Source organism: Arthrobacter sp. 9MFCol3.1, from assembly GCF_000620385.1.
Lineage (GTDB): Bacteria > Actinomycetota > Actinomycetes > Actinomycetales > Micrococcaceae > Arthrobacter.
The window spans coordinates 161,538-178,891 of record NZ_JIBJ01000006.1; the positions used below are offsets into that span (position 1 = coordinate 161,538).

A 17,354-nucleotide genomic window follows, 5' to 3' on the forward strand; every position below is an offset into this window, starting at 1 on the left:
CGGGTTCCCGTGAGGTTTTCGGTAGGCTGGGACTTGTGACTTTTCCTGTAATCGGTGTTGTTGGCGGCGGCCAGCTTGCCCGAATGATGGCCCCTGCCGCGACCGCCCTGGGCTTTGAGCTCCGTGTTCTCGCCGAAGGCGAGGACGTCTCCGCAGTCTCTGCCGTGGCTAACGCCCCGGTCGGAGACTACAAGGACCTGGAGCATCTGCTCGAGTTCTCCCGCGGCCTCGACGTTCTGACCTTCGACCACGAGCACGTCCCCACGGCGCACCTGCGGTCCTTGATTGGTGCCGGCGTGAACGTGCATCCCGGCCCGGATGCGTTGGTCAACGCCCAGGACAAGCTGGTGATGCGCGCCGCGATCGACCGGCTCGAGCTTCCGAACCCCACGTGGGCCGCCGTCGCCAATGTCGCGGACCTCGTCGCCTTCGGCGAGCAGACCGGCTGGCCGGTGGTTTTGAAAATGCCCCGCGGCGGCTACGACGGCAAGGGCGTGCGCATCGTGTCCTCGGCCGAGGACGCGGCGGCCTCCGCCGACTGGTTCGAGGCCATGTCCCCCCTGCTGGCGGAAGCCAAGGTGGAATTCAGCCGGGAGCTCTCGGCCATGGTCGCGAGGACGCCGGACGGTGAAACACGGGCCTGGCCGGTGGTGCACACCATCCAGGTGGACGGCGTGTGCGATGAAGTCATTGCCCCGGCCCTGGACATCCCCGTCGATGTTGCCGCAGCCGCGGAGAACGCCGCGGTCCGGATCGCCAGCGAACTCGGCGTGACCGGCGTCATGGCCGTCGAGCTCTTCGAGACCCCCGGCGTGGGCACCGGCTTCCTGATCAATGAACTCGCCATGCGCCCGCACAACACCGGGCACTGGACCCAGGACGGCTCGGTGACCAGCCAGTTCGAGCAGCACCTGCGGGCCATCCTGAACCTGCCGCTGGGAGCCACCGACCTGCTGGGGCCCGTCGTGGTGATGAAGAACTTCCTCGGGGGCGCCAACCAGGACCTCTATTCGGCCTTCCCCGCCGCCCTCGCGAGCGAGCCTGCCGCGAAGGTGCACTGCTACGGCAAGGCCGTCCGGCCGGGCCGGAAGATCGGCCACGTCAACCTGGTCGGAACCTCCACCGCCGACGTCGACTCCGTGCGGCAGCGGGCCACCACCGTGGCCGACATCATCCGGAACGGCCGGACCCACGCCGGCGCAATGCCGGCAACCTCCGAGGAGACCGCATGAGCACCGCACGCAACGCCGACGCCAACAACGCAGGAACCCCCCTCGCCGGCACCCGCGCGGACACCCCGCTCGTGGGTCTCGTGATGGGCTCGGATTCGGACTGGCCGGTCATGGAAGCCGCCGCCGAAGCCCTCGCCGAGTTCGGAATCCCGTTCGAAGCCGACGTCGTCTCGGCCCACCGGATGCCCACGGAGATGATCCGCTACGGCCAGACTGCCCACGAGCGCGGTCTTCGCCTGATCATTGCCGGCGCCGGCGGTGCCGCGCATCTTCCCGGCATGCTCGCCTCGGTCACTCCCCTGCCGGTGATCGGCGTCCCCGTGCCGCTGAAGACCCTGGACGGCATGGATTCCCTGTTGTCCATCGTGCAGATGCCGGCCGGCGTTCCGGTCGCCACTGTCTCAATCGGCGGCGCACGCAACGCCGGCCTCCTGGCCGTGCGCATGCTGGCCTCGGGCACGGACGAACTCGCCGTCCAGCTCCGGGCGGACCTCCTGGAGTTCGCCCAGGAACTGAACGACGCCGCAACCCAGAAGGGCGCAAACCTGCGGCACAAAGTCAGCGAAGTGTTCGCCGCCGGAAACGTCACCCCGCGCAGCAGCAATTAAGGCAGCCATTAGGAATCCCGGCATGAGCAGCAGCTACGCCCCCACACACCGCACTGACAGCCCTGGGCAGTCCGGGCGGCCATTGGGCGACCCGGTCCGGCACCCCTCCGGCGCCCCGTCCCCGGTGCTCACCAAGCGGGCGTTCGTCCTGATCCTCATGACGCTGCTGGTTCCCGGCAGCGCCCAAATCGTCGCGGGCAACCGCCGGCTTGGTCGGGCTGCGCTGCGCGTGACCCTCACGGTCTGGGCGCTGGCCCTGCTGGCCGTGCTGCTCCTGCTCGTGTCCCGCTCCACGCTGATCAACCTCCTCACCGGCACGGTGCCCTCACTCTTGCTGGTGCTCGGCCTCGGGTGCCTGGCCATCGGCTGGGCCGCCCTGTTCCTGAACACCTTGCGGCTGATCCGGCCCGGGCTGCTCGCCCCCAGGGTCCGTCCCGCAGTGGTGCTGGCGCTCGTGCTGGCCATGATCCTCAGCAGCGGATCCCTGGGCTACGCGGCCTATCTGCTCAACGTCAGCCGCGACGCCATCGGCAGCATCTTCTCCGGCTCCGGGCCCACCCTGGAGCCATCCGAGGGCCGGTACAACTTCCTGATGATGGGCGGCGACGCCGGAGCGGACCGCACGGGCCGCCGGCCGGACAGCCTCTCGGTGATCAGCGTCGATGCCAAGACCGGCAGCACGGCCATCATCTCCGTGCCCCGCAACCTGCAGAACGCCCAGTTCAGCGCGGAATCGCCGATGCGCCAGGTGTACCCGGAAGGCTACAACTGCGGCGACGAATGCCTGATCAACGCGATCAACACCGAGGTCACCAACCAGCACCAGGACCTCTATCCCGGCGTGGCCGACCCCGGCGCTCAGGCCACCCTCGAAGCGGTGTCCGGAACGCTGGGCATCAAGGTCCAGGCCTACGTGCTCGTGGACATGGACGGCTTTTCCAAGCTCATCGACGCCATGGGCGGCATCCGGATCAAGGCCGGCGGCTGGGTCCCCATCAGCGGGCCGATGGTGGATGAGGCCAACGGCATCCACGGCATGCCGGACGGCTGGATTCCGGCGGGAGACCAGACGCTCGACGGCTTCCACGCCCTCTGGTACGGCCGGTCCCGGGAATTCGTGGACGACTACGCACGCATCCAGCGCCAGCAGTGCGTGCAGCAGGCGATGCTCAAACAGCTCGACCCGGCAACACTGCTGTCCAAGTTTGAGGACATCGCCAAGGCCGGCACGAAGGTGGTCGAATCGAACATCTCCTCCGGCCAGCTCGGCAGTTTCGTGGACCTGGCCATGAAGGCCAAGGGACAGGACGTCAGCCGCCTGACCATCGGTCCGCCCGACTTCGACGCTGCCTTCTCCACGTCCCCGGACTTCGACGTCATCCACGAGCGGGTGGCCAAACTGCTGGCCAGCCCGTCCGCCGGCGCAGCCGGTGACGATGCCGTCCTGCAGCCCGGAACGGCCGCCGGGCCGCTCTCCGCCGCCGGCCCCGCCCCGGCCACCGAGCCCCCGCCCGCGCCGTCGGACTTCACCCCGGTGACCACCACGCCGGACGGCGAGCCGATCACCGAAGAGATGCTGAACCAGTTCAAGCGCAACGGCGACGAGCAGTCCATCCGCGACCTCGTCGCCACCAACGGACAGTGCGCGCCGCTCTAACCGCCCGGCAGCGGTTCTGACGGCAGAACTGCGACCACATTTCGTTGACGAGCCATTTCATTTGATCAGACAGGGACCAGGCCATGTACGAACTTGAGAACGTCCTCCGGCCCTACGCCTGGGGCTCCCCGACGGCCATCGCCGAGCTGCTGGGCAGGCCGGCTTCCGGCGGTCCCGAAGCCGAGCTCTGGATCGGCGCCCACCCGGACTCCCCGTCCGTCGCCCTGACGCCGGCGCCCGGCGGCGCCGGCCGGCACGCACCCGAAACGCACGACGGCGGACGGCTGGCGTTGGACGCCTTGATCGCCGAGGATCCGGAACATTGCCTGGGCAACGCGAGCGTGGCCGCTTTCGGTCCGCGCCTGCCGTTCCTGCTCAAGGTCCTCGCGGCCGAGGCACCCTTGTCCCTGCAGGTGCACCCGACGCTCGCCCAGGCCCGGGAGGGCTTCGCACGCGAGGAAGCCGCCGGCGTCGACCCTGCCGCGACGGAGCGCAACTACAAAGACGATAACCACAAGCCCGAAATGATCTTCGCGCTGACCCCGTTCGAGGCGCTCTGCGGGTTCCGGCCGGCCGCGCAATCCCGGGCGGTCTTCGAGCATCTGGCGGCGTGCTTCGAGCTCGCCGGGCTGGAGCTGCCGCCGCTGGTCCCGCTGCTGCTCGAAGACCTGGCGCAGCCGGATGAACCCGCGGCCCTGCGCTCGGCCTTCGAGCGTCTCATCACCGGCGGCGGGGACGTCGCCGAGGCGACGGCGACCATCGTCGGAGTCCTCATCTCCGGCGCCCCCATGGGATCGCACGTGGCGGAGCTGTCCACCGCGGTAAGCCTGAACGGCCGGTACCCCGGAGATCCGGGCGTGCTGATTTCCCTGCTCCTGAACCGGATTTCCCTTGCCCCGGGTGAGGCCGTCTACCTCCCGGCCGGCAACGTCCACGCCTACCTGCACGGCCTCGGCATCGAGGTCATGGCGTCCTCGGACAACGTGCTCCGCGGCGGGCTCACGCCGAAATTCGTGGACGTGCCGGAACTGCTGAAGACTGTCGCGTTCGAGGCGGTCGCCGTGCCCATGCTTCCTGCCGAGACCTCCATGCTGGGCCAGGAACTGTTCCGGCCGCCGTTCCGGGAATTCCAGCTGCAGCGGATTGAACTGGCGCCCGGGGCGGAGCCCGTCCCGCTGGCGCAGTCCGGTGCCGCCGTCGTCATTGTCACGGCCGGCTCCGTCCGCCTCGACTCCCCCAAGGGCGAGCTGCGGCTGGAACGGGGCGCCAGCGCCTTCCTGACCGCCGCAGAGGCCCCGGTCAACGTCCACGCCGTCTCCGGCGCCACCGGCCCCGCCCTGGCATTTGCCGTTACCACCGCATTGGAAGCCTGACACCATGGATTATTTCCTGCAGAGCCCGCAGTGGGCACAGTTCCAGCGTTCGCTCGGACGCACGGTCCACGAACAGTCCGGCCCCGGGTGGCGCTTCCTTGCCGTCGAGGAATCCAATCCGGCCGGCAAGCTGCTGTACTCCCCGTACGGCCCGGTCGCCGAGTCGCTGGCAGCGTTCGACGCCGCACTGGCGGCCCTGACGGACCTCGCCCGGACCAGCGGGGCCGTGTTTGTCCGGGTTGAGCCGGTCACCGCAGGGTTCGCCGAGGCCGAGGCCGACGCCGTGCTCCGCAGCCGCGGCCTGCAGCTGGCGCCGGCCAGCCAACAGCCCGAGCTCAGCTGGATCGTGGACCTGGACCGGGATTTCAAGGACGTCCTGGCGGACATGAAGCCGGCGAACCGGAACCTCTTCCGCAACATCCACAAGAAGGGCGTGACCTTCCGCTCCAGCCAGGACCCGGCCGAGATCGCCGTCCTCCTGGAGTTCTTGCACATGACGGCCGCCCGCAACGGCTTCAAGCCGCAAAGCGACGAGTACCTGAGCCAGGTGGCACGGTCGCTCATGCCGGCCGGCGCCGCGACGCTCTTCATCGCGGAGCTCGAGGGCCAGCCCATCGCCGCGGCCCTGGCCTACGATTCTGCCGATACCCGGACCTACGCCCATGCCGCCCTTGACGACACCCACCGCAAGCTCAGCGCGGGCATTCCGCTGCTCATCACCCTGATGGCGGACGCCCAGGCGAAGGGCCTCAAGCACGTGGACCTCTGGGGCGTGGCGCCGGCGGACCAGCCCGACCACAAATGGGCCGGGTTCACGGCGTTCAAGAAATCGTTCGGCGGCCGAGGGATCGCGTATCCCGGAACGTGGGACCTGCCGGTCCGGAAGGTGCGCTACGGCAGCTACCAGCTGGCCCGCAAGGGCGCCCAGCTCGCGAAGAAGCTGCGCGCCCGGTCCCGGGCCCTCGTTAACCGCTAACCGCTAAGGGCCAGCAGGCGGCACCGGCCAGCCGGGGCCGCCCGGCCCGCCGCGTCCCGGCGGCAGGTGTTGGTGGCGGTGTTAGTTGGCCGTAATGGCGTGCCGCTGGGCGTCGTAGGCGCTGGCCACCATCTGCTCCACGGAGTGGCGCATCTTCCAGTCGAGATCGCGGGCGGCCAGCGTGCCGTCGGCCACGATCCGGTCCGGATCCCCCGCCCGCCGCGGACCGATTTCGGGTTCGAAATCGATTCCCGTGACGTTGGCCATCGCCGTCATGATCTGGCGCACGGACAGCCCGTCCCCGGATCCGAGGTTGTATACCCGCTCCAGCGGCTTGCCCGCCTCGAGCGCCTGGGCGGCGGCCACATGCGAGGTGGCCAGGTCGGCCACGTGCACGTAGTCGCGCACGCAGGTTCCGTCCGGCGTGTTGTAGTCGATGCCGTTGATGCGCGGAGTCTTACCGGCTGTGAGCGCCCGCAGCACGATCGGGAAAAGGTTGTGGGGGCTGGTGTCGTACAGCTCGGGCGCACCGGAGCCGACCACGTTGAAGTACCGTAGCGAGGTGTGCTTCAGGCCCCGGGCCCGGCCCTGGTCACGGATCAGCCACTCGCCGATGAGTTTGCTCTCGCCGTAAGGCGATTCCGGGTTGGTGGGCGTCGCCTCGGTGACGACGTCACCGGTGGGCGTGCCGTAGGTGGCCGCGGACGAGGAGAAAACCAGTTTGTCGACGCCGGTGAGCTCCATGGCCTTGAGCAGCTGCGCGGTGCCCGTGACGTTCTGTTCATAGGTCAGCAGCGGCTCCTGGACCGAGACTCCGGCGTACTTGAACCCGGCCAGGTGGATCACCCCGGTCACCGCGTGCTCCCGCAGCGTACGGGCCACGAGGTCGGCGTCGAGGATGCTGCCATGGATGAACGGCACATCGGCCGGCACGAACTCACGGTGCCCGCTGGAGAGGGAGTCAATCACCACCGGCTGGATCCGGGCACCGCGCAAAGCGGAAACCACATGAGAACCGATATATCCTGCACCGCCAGTTACGAGCCACGTCATGGCTCCACCCTATCTAATCCCACGGTCCCCGGCCGCCCCGCAGCCATAGACACGTCGTCATGCACCGGGTTTAAGACGACGAATCCCGGGTCGCGGTGGCGGCCCGGGATTCGCTGTGCTCAATGGTGCAGTTCATTGTTGCCGCGCAGGTGCTAGCTCTTGCGGGCGTAGCCTTCCCACTTGCTGGCCTGGTGTTCGCCGTCGACAAAGCGGATGGTGCCGGACTTGGAGCGCATCACGATGGACTGGGTGAGGACCTTGTCCTTGGAGTAGCGGACGCCCTTGAGGAGGTCGCCGTCGGTGATGCCGGTGGCCGCGAAGTAGCAGTTGTCGCTGGAGACGAGGTCGTTGGTGGAGAGCACGCGCTCCAGATCGTGGCCGGCGTCGATCGCCTTCTGCTTCTCTTCGTCACTCGTGGGCCACAGCCGGCCCTGGATGACGCCGCCGAGGGACTTGATGGCGCAGGCCGCGACGATGCCTTCCGGGGTTCCGCCGATGCCCATGAGGGCGTCGACTCCGGTGCCGGCACGCGCAGCGGCGATGGCCCCGGCGACGTCGCCGTCCATGATGAACTTCGTGCGGGCACCGGCTTCGCGGATTTCCTCCACGAGGGGGCGGTGCCGGTCGCGGTCCAGGATCATGACGTTGAGCTGGTTGACCTTGACGCCCTTGGCCTTGGCGATCAGGTGCAGGTTCTGCTTGACCGGCAAACGCAGGTCAACCATGTCCGCCGCTTCCGGGCCGGTGACGAGCTTTTCCATGTAGAACACGGCAGAGGGATCGAACATGGAGCCGCGTTCGGCCACGGCCAGGACGGCCAGCGCATTGTTGATGCCAAGGGCGGTCAGGCGGGTTCCGTCGATGGGATCGACGGCGACGTCGCACTCGGGGCCCGTGCCGTCACCGACGCGCTCGCCGTTGAACAGCATGGGGGCTTCGTCCTTCTCGCCCTCACCGATGACAACGACGCCGTTGAAGTGCACGGTCTGCAGGAAGGAGCGCATGGCGTCCACGGCGGCGCCGTCGGCCTTGTTCTTGTCGCCGAACCCCACCCAGTGGCCGCCGGCGATGGCCGCGGCTTCCGTGACGCGGACGAGTTCCAGCGCGAGGTTGCGGTCAGGCTCGTCGATCCCGACGGCGAGCGAGGGGGAAAGCGTGGAGTACTTCTGGGACATGGGCGCTGGTGTCACGTGAACCTCTTCTTCGAGTGGCGGTCGTTGAACCCGTACGGCCAGGATCGATCCGTCGCGGTGATTCGTCTGTTACTGATCATAGTCGGGGCCGGGCCGCAAGGTCATGGGATGACCGCCGCGTGACGCACTTCACCGTGGGGGCCGATGCGCCGCGAATGTGAGATCGGCCCGGACATGCGCGACTATAGAGGGGTGAGTGAATTGCAGGACGCTTCCCCCGCCGCCCCCGGTTCGCCGGCTGGCAGCTCCCCCGCGGCAGGCCCGCCCCCTTCCGGACAGCCGCCAGTGAAGCCCGTTATCGCCGCCGCTGCGGCCAAACGCGCCAATGCCTCCGTGATGGGCATGATCATCGCGCTGGTGGTGAGCATCGCCGCGTTCCTGCCGATCGTGCTCATGAACCCGTCTCCGAAGACCGACGGCTACCGGCCCAACGTCAATGTCAGCGCCACCGCGCAGAACGCGGCGGGTGTGGCGGGGTTCACACCCGTGGCGGCCGATATCGGCGACACATTCCGCCCAAACTACGCCCGCTGGGAGTCCGGCGCCGGCAGCGGCGTTCCGGCCTGGGAAGTTGGCTACCTGACGCCCAAGGAATCCTTCATCGCCCTCGTGCAGACCCGCGCGGCCAATCCCACCTGGCTCCTGCAGCAGACCAAGAACGCGCCCGTGACCGGCACCCGCAACGCCGGCGGCCGGGACTGGGAACTGCGCGACAGCGGCAAGGGCGAGAAATCCATGGTGCTGACCGAACGCGGCACCACCGTCATCCTCTCCGGATCCGCGACGCTGGAGGAGTTCTCCGCCCTGGCCTCCGCCGTGGTGAAGTCGCTCGAAAGCAATCCTCCCGCCGGGGCACAGCCCAGCACGCCGGTACCGACCCCCGGCGCAACAGTTTCCCCGTCAGCCAGCCCTGCACCGTAAAGTAGCCCCGTGGCTACTTACCTGACTCCCGAACTCGCATGGCAGCGTCTGCGTGAAGGCAACAAGCGTTTTGTCGCCGGCACGTCCTCACACCCCAACCAGGACGCGTCGCGGCGCTCGTCCCTGGTGGAAAACCAGAACCCCTTCGCCGTGATTTTCGGTTGCGCCGACTCCCGGCTCGCCGCCGAAATCATCTTCGACCTCGGCCTCGGGGACGCCTTTGTGGTCCGCACCGCCGGGCAGGTGATCGACGACGCCGTGCTCGGCTCTCTGGAGTACAGCGTCAGCGAACTGGACGTCCCGCTGATCGTCGTCCTGGGGCACGACAGATGCGGCGCCGTCACCGCAACCAAGGCCGCCGTCGAGACCGGCCAGATGCCGTCAGGTTTCATCCGCAGCCTGGTGGAGCGGATCACCCCGTCCGTGCTGACCTCCCTGCGTAACAACCAGACCGAGGTCAATGACATGGTGGTCGAAAACGTCAAGCAGACCTCGCAGCGGATCGTGGACAGTTCCCGGGTGATTTCCAGCGCCGTCGACAGCGGCCGCACCGCTGTGCTCGGGCTGGCGTACAGCCTTGCCGACGGCCGCGCCGACCTCGTCTCCAGCATCGGCAGGCTTTAGCGCCGGGAACCCCGCCGCGGCTGCCGCGGCGGGAGCCAGTTCACGGTTTTCGGTGGGACCCTCCCTCCCAATAAGCTAGCCCCATGACTTCCACAGATGAGTTGAACACCGAAGAGTTCCGCATTGAACACGACACGATGGGCGAAGTCCGCGTTCCCGTGAACGCCCTGTACCGCGCGCAGACGCAGCGGGCAGTCGAGAACTTCCCGATCTCCGGCAAGACCCTGGAGCGCGCCCACATCGAAGCCCTGGCACGGGTGAAGAAGGCAGCCGCCCAGGCTAACGCAGAACTGGGGGTGCTCGACGGCGAGCTCGCCCAGGCGATTGCCGACGCAGCCGACCAGGTTGCGGCCGGTAAGTATGACGGCGACTTCCCGATTGACGTCTTCCAGACCGGATCCGGCACGTCCTCGAACATGAACACCAACGAGGTCATCGCCGAGCTCGCCACGCGGGCCCTCAAGTCTGCCGGGAGCGACAAGGTTGTCCACCCGAACGACCACGTCAACGCCTCACAGTCCTCCAACGACGTCTTCCCCACCTCCGTCCACGTCGCCGCCACGTCCGCCCTGATCAACGACCTGGTCCCGGCCCTCGGATACCTGGCGGAGTCGCTGGAGCGCAAGGCCACCGAATTCAAGGACGTCGTGAAGTCCGGCCGCACGCACCTCATGGACGCCACGCCCGTCACGCTGGGCCAGGAGTTCGGCGGCTACGCCGCGCAAGTCCGCTACGGCATCGAGCGCATCAACGCCTCCCTCCCCCGCGTCGCCGAGGTCCCGCTTGGCGGCACTGCCGTGGGCACCGGCATCAACACGCCGGCCGGATTCCCGGAGCGCGTCATCGAACTGCTGGCAGCCGACACCGGACTGCCCCTGACCGAGGCCCGCGACCACTTCGAGGCCCAGGCCAACCGGGACGGCCTCATCGAAGCGTCCAGCCAGCTGCGCAACATCGCGATTTCCTTCATGAAGATCAACAACGACCTGCGCTGGATGGGTTCCGGCCCCAACACCGGCCTCGGCGAAATCGCGATCCCGGACCTGCAGCCGGGCTCGTCGATCATGCCGGGCAAGGTCAACCCCGTCATCTGCGAAGCCTCCATCATGGTCTGCGCCCAGGTGATCGGCAATGACACCGCCATCGCATGGTCCGGCACCAATGGCGCCTTCGAACTCAACGTCGGCATCCCCGTAATGGCCGCCAACCTCCTTGAATCCGTGCGCCTGCTGGCCAACACCAGCCGCGTCATGGCCGACAAGATGATTGACGGCATCACCGCCAACGTGGAGCGCGCCCGCTTCCTCGCCGAGGCCTCGCCGTCGATCGTGACCCCGCTGAACAAGTTCATCGGCTACGAGAACGCCGCCAAGATCGCCAAGAAGGCCGTGGCCGAGGGCCTGACCATCCGCGAGACCGTCGTCTCCATGGGCTTCCTCGAGCGCGGCGAACTGACCGAGGAGCAGCTGGACACCGCCCTGGACGTCATGTCCATGACGCGCCCGCCGCACAAGGCATAACGGCTCCGGGCGGAGTCGCCCCCGAAGAGAACATCCGCCGCCGGCCGGCATCCTTCCTGGAAGGGTGCCGGCCGGCGGCATGTCTGCGCCGCAATCCAGAACTTAGACCCTGGGCGGCTCGCCGCCCGCGGCCTCCCGTTCCTCCGCCGTGTAGGCCGCGGCAGCGGCGGCGTCCGCCATGCTGGCACCGCCGATCCGCGCCTCCCGCAACCGCCGCGTCTTGGCGGACTGGACGGAGAAGGCAGCATCGACGTTCCCGGCGGCATAGGTCAGGGCGTCTTCGGCGCGGATGCCGAGGCCGCCGGCGGTCAATACCGCATCCTGGTTGGCGCCCAAATACGTGAACTGCCAGCCCCACTGGCTCTGCTGCCGCTGTACCAGTGACTTGACCAGCTCGCCCGTGGCCTCGCGCGAGGAGTTCTCGTGGCCATCCGTCAGCACGGCCACCAGCACGGTGCCGGGGCGCTGGTCCTCCGGAAGGGCCGCGAGTTCCGCACCGGCTTCGCCGATCAGCCGGACCATGGCGTCGTGCAGGGCGGTACTACCCCGCGGCTGCAGGTCCAGGGCCGGCACGTCCTGGATGTCCACCGCGGCGTAGACGCGCTCGTAGGTGTCATCGAACTGCGCCAGCGACAGCCGGCACCGGCCCGCCACTGCCTGCTGTTCGCGGATGAACGCCGCAAAGCCGCCCACAGTGTCATCGGCGATGGCGCTCATCGACCCGGAACGGTCCAGGAGGACATACACGTGCGTCAGGGCTGAATCTGTCATGCTTCCCCATTTCCGGCCCCGACGGCGCTTCTGCCACGTCGCGGGCCACCTGTTGCCAGCCATATGACTGGACAGGAGCAGGCTATGGCCGGGCAACGACATTATTGGCACAACAGCCCGCCACATCTTTTGCACTATTTGTATTTGAGTGCAAAAATACACTCCATGGGAAACAGTGCAATTAGTTCCGGGGGCCTCCGCGAGCGCAAGCGGGCCGCAACACGGGCGGCGATCACCGCCGTCGCGCGTTCCCTGACCGCCGAACGCGGCCTCAGCGGCTACACCGTGGAGGAAGTCTGCGAGCGCGCGGGCATCTCCCGCCGGACCTTCTTCAACTACTTCCCTGCCAAGGAAGATGCGATCCTGGGCCACGTCGACGACGACTTTCCGGAAGAGGTGGTGGCCCGGTTCATGGCGGGCGGTGCGGGTTCGCCCGCCGGGGAAATATCGGCCTCACTCCTCGCCGACCTCGTACGCCTGTCCCTTGATCTGTCCGAACGGATGAGCGGCTCCGAAGAAGAGACCCGCCAGCTGATCGGGGTGATCAAGAAGGAACCCCAACTGATGCTGAAGATCATCGGCGCCACCGAGGAACGCGAGGCCGACTTCGCCCGGCTGCTCGCGGCCAGGGAAGGTGTTGCTGCCGATCACCCCGTGGTCCGCATGGCCGTAGTCCTCCTGGGAAACGTCGCCAGGAAAACCAGCGCCGACTACTTCTCCGAGGGCAACGCCCGCCCTTACAGGGACATGCTGCTGGAAAACATCGCAGCAGCGCGCACGCTCTTCTCCCTGCCGTTCACCATGTCCCAGTTCGACACAGCCGAATCCAACGCAGTCGAGTCAAACACAGTCAAGTCCACTTCAGTCCAGCCCGACCCTTCCGAAGGAGCGCAATGAGCGCCGCCGTCAGCACCAAACCAGCAGCCGAGCCGCTGCTGCTGACCCAGAAACGCATCTGGATCATCTTCTCCGCCCTCATCGCGGGCATGCTGCTCTCCAGCCTCGACCAGACCATCGTCTCCACCGCCATGCCCACGATCGTCGGCAAGCTCGGCGGCGTGGAGCACCAGGCCTGGATCACCACGGCCTACCTGCTGGCCACCACCATCGTCATGCCGATCTACGGCAAGTTCGGCGACATCCTGGGCCGCCGGAACCTGTTCCTGATCGCCATCGGGCTCTTCACCCTCGCCTCCGTCGGCTGCGCCCTGGCCACGGACTTCTGGGGCTTCGTGGTCTTCCGCGCCATCCAGGGCCTGGGCGGCGGCGGCCTGATGATCCTGTCCCAGGCCATCATCGCCGACATCGTTCCGGCCAAGGAGCGCGGCAAGTACATGGGCCCGCTGGGCGCAATCTTCGGCCTCTCCGCCGTCGCCGGACCCCTGCTGGGCGGTTTCTTCGTGGACCACCTGACCTGGGAATGGGCCTTCTACATCAACATCCCGATCGGCATCGCCGCGTTCACCATCGCCTGGTTCACCCTGACGCTGCCGAACAAGAAGGCCGAGAAGCGGATCGACATCCTGGGCGTACTGCTGCTCTCCGCGGCCACCACGTGCCTGATTTTCTTCACCGACTTCGGCGGCAAGAAGGACGAGGGCTGGGATTCGCCGCTGACGTGGGCCTTCGGCGCCGGGCTGGTGCTCGCCGCCACGGCCTTCGTCCTGGTGGAGCGGCGGGCCGAGGACCCCATCATTCCGTTGAGCCTGTTCAAGAACCGCATCTTCGTGAACTCCACCGCCATCGGCTTCACCCTCGGCCTCGGCATGTTCGCGGCGATCGCCTTCGTCCCGACCTTCCTGCAGATGTCCTCCGGGACCTCCGCCGCCGAATCCGGCCTGCTGATGCTGCCCATGATGGTGGGACTCATGGGCATGGCCATCTTCTCCGGCATCCGCATTTCCAAGACCGGCAAGTACAGGATGTTCCCGATCCTCGGGGCCGCCCTGACCATCGCGGCGATGCTGTGGTTGACCACGCTCACGGCCGCCACGCCCATCTGGGTCATCTGTGTCCAGCTGTTCGTCTTCGGCGCGGGCCTGGGCTCGATCATGCAGGTGATTGTCCTGGTGGTCCAGAACTCCGTGCCGGCGGACCAGATCGGCACGGCCACGAGCACCAACAACTACTTCCGCGAAGTGGGCGCATCCCTGGGCGTCGCGGTGTTCGGCTCCATCTTCACCACCCGGCTCTCCGAATCCCTGACCAATGCCTTCACCGGCGCCGGGGCGTCCGCTGAGCAGGCGTCGCAGTCCACCCGGACGATGGACCCCCAGGTCCTCAGCCAGCTCCCGGCCCAGCTCAAGGACGCGATTGTCAACGCCTACGCGGATTCCCTCGCTCCCGTCTTCTGGTACCTGCTGCCGTTCCTGGTCATCGCCCTGATCCTGGCCCTGACCCTCAAGCAGATCCCACTCTCGGACACCGCCGGCATGGTGGCCCGCGGCGAAGCAGTCGGCGGCGAGGAAGCCGAGCGGCTCGAGGCGGAACGGGCGGCAGCCCGCCACGGCGCCGACGCCGCGGAGCCCACGGGGCCGGAAGGGCTTTCAGCCCAGAGCCACACCAACGGGCACGGTCACGACGACGAGCTCACCCGCCTGCGCGGCTGACGGTCCGGAAACGGCCCGGCACCAGCCAGACAGTGCCGGCAGGGGCGCCGCAACCTTTGGGGGTGCGGCGCCCCTGCTGCGTACCGGGCCGGTCAGCGCCGGCGGCCGGGGTGCCCGTGCTTCCGGCCTATCCGGCCGGCAGCAGCATGGCGGCGACTGTGCCGGCCAGCATGAACGGTCCAAAGGGAATGGCCGACTGCAGCGTGCCGCGCCGCGCAGCGAGCAATCCGAGACTCCACAGCCCGCCGAGGACGAACGCAGCAAAGGTCCCGACCATGACGTGCCCCCAGCCCAGGAATCCCAGGTACATCCCCAGGACGCCGGCGAGCTTCACGTCGCCGAATCCCATTCCCGGCGGATACACCGCGTGCAGGAGAAAGTAGAAAAGCCAGAGGGCTGCCCCGCCGGCAAGGATGCGGAGCCCCGGAATGCCGAATGCCCCGGCGTCGGCGGTGCCGGCAACGTCCTGGCCGCCGGGAAGCAGCCGGCTGGCGGCCGCGCCCAGCAGAAGGACTCCGGCGATCCCATAGGAGGGAAAGACGATCCTGTCCGGGAGCAGGTGGTGCCGGACGTCGATGACGGTGAGCCGGACGGCCATCACGAAGAAATAGACGCACGCGGCCAGGGCAAGCCAGAAGGCCAGCGGGCTCGCGGCGCCGAGAAGGCCGAGTCGTTCGATCACTCTCGGATGCTACTGGATATTCATCCGGCCCGGCGGTCCCCGCGCGTAAACTGTGGATATGGCCGCATGGGACAGCACGAACCGGCGTGGGCCGGACGCCCCACGCGGTCCGGCGGAGAAGGCTGCGGCCTTCCGGCACCTGTGCCGGTCCTCGCCGTGGAAGTGGCAGTCGCTGAGGTTCGAGTACCTGGATCGGCCCCTCACGGGTTCCGCAGTTTCCGCAGCAGTCCCTCCCCACGGCCTCGTCAGGGCGTGGCTGCGCAGGCCCGGCGCCTTGCGGCTGGAGACCGCCGACGGGCTGGTGATCGCCAGCACCACCGGCATCAACGATTCACGCGGCGGCTTCTATGTCAGCTCCACAAGGAAGACCTGGCTCCTGCCGCCGAACCTGGTCACGCCGGTGTACGACGACGACGGGCTGGTGCGCCGCCGCCCGGAGGCAGCCTACGGCGAGCCGTCCTTCGGGAACGGCCGGTTCGCCGCGGCCCTGGACCCGGTGGAGCTTGCAGGGAACTCCCCTGTCCCGTTGGAGTTCCCCAACGCCAACGCCGTGGAGCTCGGCCCCATCACGGAGGTTGACCACGAGGGCCGGCCGGCCCTCGAAACCACGGTCAGCCCGAACCTCTCCTACCGTCCCGCCGACCCCGGAGCCCCGCTCTGCCGTCCGGGACGCACGCTCCTGAGGATTGACGCCGCCACGGGCGTCTGCGTTGCCAGCCGCTGGCTGGACGCGCCCGGGACCGGCACCGAGCAGGACGGCTACGGCCACTGGCTGAGAATCCTGGGCGTCGACGAATACATGCTCGATGACCTGTTCCTGGCCGAATCGATGAACCTCACGGACGTCCGGCGCCACATCAGCTGGGACGTTCCCGCGGAGTAGCCCGGCCGTGACTCGCGTCCGCCCGCCGGCACCGCTAGGCTTCCTCGATGACTGAACCCGCCGACTACTGGCCCCCTTTCGGCCTGCGCCTCACTACGCCGCGCCTTCAACTGCGCCCGATCCGCGACGCGGACATTCCTGCCGCGGTCGCGGCCGCCCGGAGCGGCGTGCACGCCCCGGGCCGGAATCCGTTCAGCAACCCCTGGACCGAAGCCCCGGCCAGCGAGCTCGGCACCAACATGGCGCAGTGGTACTGGCGGTGCCGCGGCAGCATGAGCCCGCAGGACTGGACCCTCCTGCTTGGCATCTGGCACGAGGACGAATTCGTCGGCTGCCAGGACATCGCGGCCAAGGACTTCGCCACGCTGAAGACGGTCACCACGGGCTCCTGGCTCCGCCAGAGCGTCCAGGGCCGCGGCCTCGGCAAGGAAATGCGTGCCGCCGTCGCCCTCTACGCCTTCGACTGGCTCGGTGCCGACGTGGCCGAGTCCGAGGCCGCCGCCTGGAACCAGCAGTCCCTGGGCGTCTCGCGCTCCCTCGGCTACGAGCTCAACGGCGTCACCCGCGCCGCCTGGGGCGGCAAGGCCCAAGAGGTCCAAAACGTCCGCCTCACGCCCGCCACCTTCAAACGCCCCGACTGGCAGCTGGAGATAGAAGGCCACGAAGCCTTTGCGAAATATCTGGGCATCCCCCAGTAGCCAAGAGGTAGCGGGGCCGCGGCGTCCTGCCGTCGCTTAGACACCTCCCCTTCGCTGGGTTGCCGTGGTTGGGTTCGCCCGTGGTTAGGTTTGCCGGGACACGGCCTTTCGCCGTCGCTTAGACACCTCCCCTTCGCTGGGTTGCCGTGGTTGGGTTCGGGGCAGCGGCGCCCCGCCGTCGCTTAGACACCTCCCGTCGCTACGCTGCGGTCGCTGGGCGACCTCCGCTTCGCTTTGGTCGGCGATGCGCTCCTCAGCGGGACACCGCAGCCCCTGGATAGCGAGGGACAAACACGCCGGGAGGCGGTCTTTCGTAAAGGAGCGCATCGCGGCGCATCGGACCCCGGAGGTCGCCCAGCGACCGCAGCGGGTCCCATGCGCTGTGTCTAAGCGACGGCGAAAGGCCGCCGCCCGGCGAAACCCGACCACGGCAACCCCACAACGGCGAAAGGCGGCGGCCCGGCGAACCCATCCACGGCACCCCAACCAACGGCTACCCAACCAACGGCGAAGGGCCGCGGCCCGGCGAACCGGACCACGGCCCCAAGCAGGGT

The 17,354-nt window shown here is 68.1% G+C and carries 16 protein-coding genes; 12 read left to right on the forward strand and 4 right to left on the reverse strand.

The window, feature by feature from the left end; translation table 11 throughout:
* Positions 1–83: 83 nt before the first annotated feature.
* From C560_RS21420 to C560_RS0107855, 5 genes are all read left to right on the forward strand, one after another.
* Positions 84–1,232, forward strand: a complete 1,149-nt coding sequence (locus tag C560_RS21420; RefSeq protein WP_043422772.1) for a 5-(carboxyamino)imidazole ribonucleotide synthase — start codon at positions 84–86, stop codon at positions 1,230–1,232.
* Positions 1,233–1,315: 83 nt separating this feature from the next.
* Entirely contained in the window at positions 1,316–1,840 is a 525-nt protein-coding gene (gene purE / locus C560_RS0107840; RefSeq protein WP_051533061.1) for a 5-(carboxyamino)imidazole ribonucleotide mutase, read from the forward strand.
* 22 nt (positions 1,841–1,862) lie between these two features.
* Entirely contained in the window at positions 1,863–3,497 is a 1,635-nt protein-coding gene (locus tag C560_RS0107845) for an LCP family protein (protein ID WP_026537770.1), read from the forward strand.
* An 83-nt stretch (positions 3,498–3,580) separates the two neighbouring features.
* Positions 3,581–4,870 carry a mannose-6-phosphate isomerase, class I gene (gene manA / locus C560_RS0107850; protein WP_026537771.1) on the forward strand — a complete coding sequence of 430 codons (1,290 nt, stop codon included), beginning with the start codon at positions 3,581–3,583 and terminating at the stop codon, positions 4,868–4,870.
* A 4-nt stretch (positions 4,871–4,874) separates the two neighbouring features.
* On the forward strand, positions 4,875–5,846 hold the full coding sequence (locus C560_RS0107855) for a lipid II:glycine glycyltransferase FemX (RefSeq protein WP_026537772.1): 972 nt from the start codon (positions 4,875–4,877) through the stop codon (positions 5,844–5,846).
* Positions 5,847–5,927: 81 nt separating this feature from the next.
* Here C560_RS0107855 and galE read toward each other — a convergent pair whose 3' ends face one another.
* Positions 5,928–6,899, reverse strand: a complete 972-nt coding sequence (galE, locus tag C560_RS0107860) for a UDP-glucose 4-epimerase GalE (protein ID WP_026537773.1) — start codon at positions 6,897–6,899, stop codon at positions 5,928–5,930.
* Between the two features lie 152 nt (positions 6,900–7,051).
* Entirely contained in the window at positions 7,052–8,074 is a 1,023-nt protein-coding gene (gene glpX, locus C560_RS0107865; protein ID WP_018774693.1) for a class II fructose-bisphosphatase, read from the reverse strand.
* A gap of 303 nt (positions 8,075–8,377) precedes the next feature.
* On the opposite strand from glpX, the gene C560_RS0107870 reads away from it, so the two are divergent.
* The 3 genes from C560_RS0107870 (at position 8,378) to C560_RS0107880 (ending at position 11,157) form a co-directional block, all read left to right on the forward strand.
* Positions 8,378–9,013 (forward strand): DUF4245 domain-containing protein, encoded by a 636-nt coding sequence (locus C560_RS0107870; protein ID WP_155855755.1) that lies wholly within the window; start codon positions 8,378–8,380, stop codon positions 9,011–9,013.
* A 9-nt stretch (positions 9,014–9,022) separates the two neighbouring features.
* A complete protein-coding gene (locus C560_RS0107875; protein WP_026537775.1) occupies positions 9,023–9,637 on the forward strand; it encodes a carbonic anhydrase in 615 nt (204 codons plus the stop codon).
* An 83-nt stretch (positions 9,638–9,720) separates the two neighbouring features.
* The gene (locus tag C560_RS0107880; RefSeq protein WP_026537776.1) at positions 9,721–11,157 is read left to right on the forward strand and encodes a class II fumarate hydratase; all 1,437 of its coding nucleotides are present in this window, start codon (positions 9,721–9,723) and stop codon (positions 11,155–11,157) included.
* A 102-nt stretch (positions 11,158–11,259) separates the two neighbouring features.
* Here C560_RS0107880 and C560_RS0107885 read toward each other — a convergent pair whose 3' ends face one another.
* Positions 11,260–11,928, reverse strand: a complete 669-nt coding sequence (locus C560_RS0107885; RefSeq protein ID WP_026537777.1) for a vWA domain-containing protein — start codon at positions 11,926–11,928, stop codon at positions 11,260–11,262.
* Between the two features lie 165 nt (positions 11,929–12,093).
* Here C560_RS0107885 and C560_RS0107890 point away from each other — a divergent pair, with 165 nt between their 5' ends.
* Both C560_RS0107890 and C560_RS0107895 read left to right on the forward strand, forming a co-directional pair.
* Complete coding sequence (locus C560_RS0107890) at positions 12,094–12,825, forward strand: TetR/AcrR family transcriptional regulator (RefSeq protein ID WP_026537778.1); 732 nt, start codon at positions 12,094–12,096, stop codon at positions 12,823–12,825.
* Positions 12,822–14,537 carry an MDR family MFS transporter gene (locus C560_RS0107895; RefSeq protein WP_026537779.1) on the forward strand — a complete coding sequence of 572 codons (1,716 nt, stop codon included), beginning with the start codon at positions 12,822–12,824 and terminating at the stop codon, positions 14,535–14,537. Before C560_RS0107890 ends, C560_RS0107895 begins: the two co-directional genes overlap by 4 nt.
* 127 nt (positions 14,538–14,664) lie before the next feature.
* On the opposite strand, the gene C560_RS0107900 is transcribed toward C560_RS0107895, so the two are convergent.
* Positions 14,665–15,219, reverse strand: a complete 555-nt coding sequence (locus C560_RS0107900) for a prepilin peptidase (protein ID WP_026537780.1) — start codon at positions 15,217–15,219, stop codon at positions 14,665–14,667.
* A 58-nt stretch (positions 15,220–15,277) separates the two neighbouring features.
* On the opposite strand from C560_RS0107900, the gene C560_RS0107905 reads away from it, so the two are divergent.
* Both C560_RS0107905 and C560_RS0107910 read left to right on the forward strand, forming a co-directional pair.
* Positions 15,278–16,102 (forward strand): hypothetical protein, encoded by an 825-nt coding sequence (locus C560_RS0107905; RefSeq protein ID WP_026537781.1) that lies wholly within the window; start codon positions 15,278–15,280, stop codon positions 16,100–16,102.
* 47 nt (positions 16,103–16,149) lie between these two features.
* Positions 16,150–16,800 (forward strand): GNAT family N-acetyltransferase, encoded by a 651-nt coding sequence (locus C560_RS0107910; protein ID WP_026537782.1) that lies wholly within the window; start codon positions 16,150–16,152, stop codon positions 16,798–16,800.
* Positions 16,801–17,354: the final 554 nt, after the last annotated feature.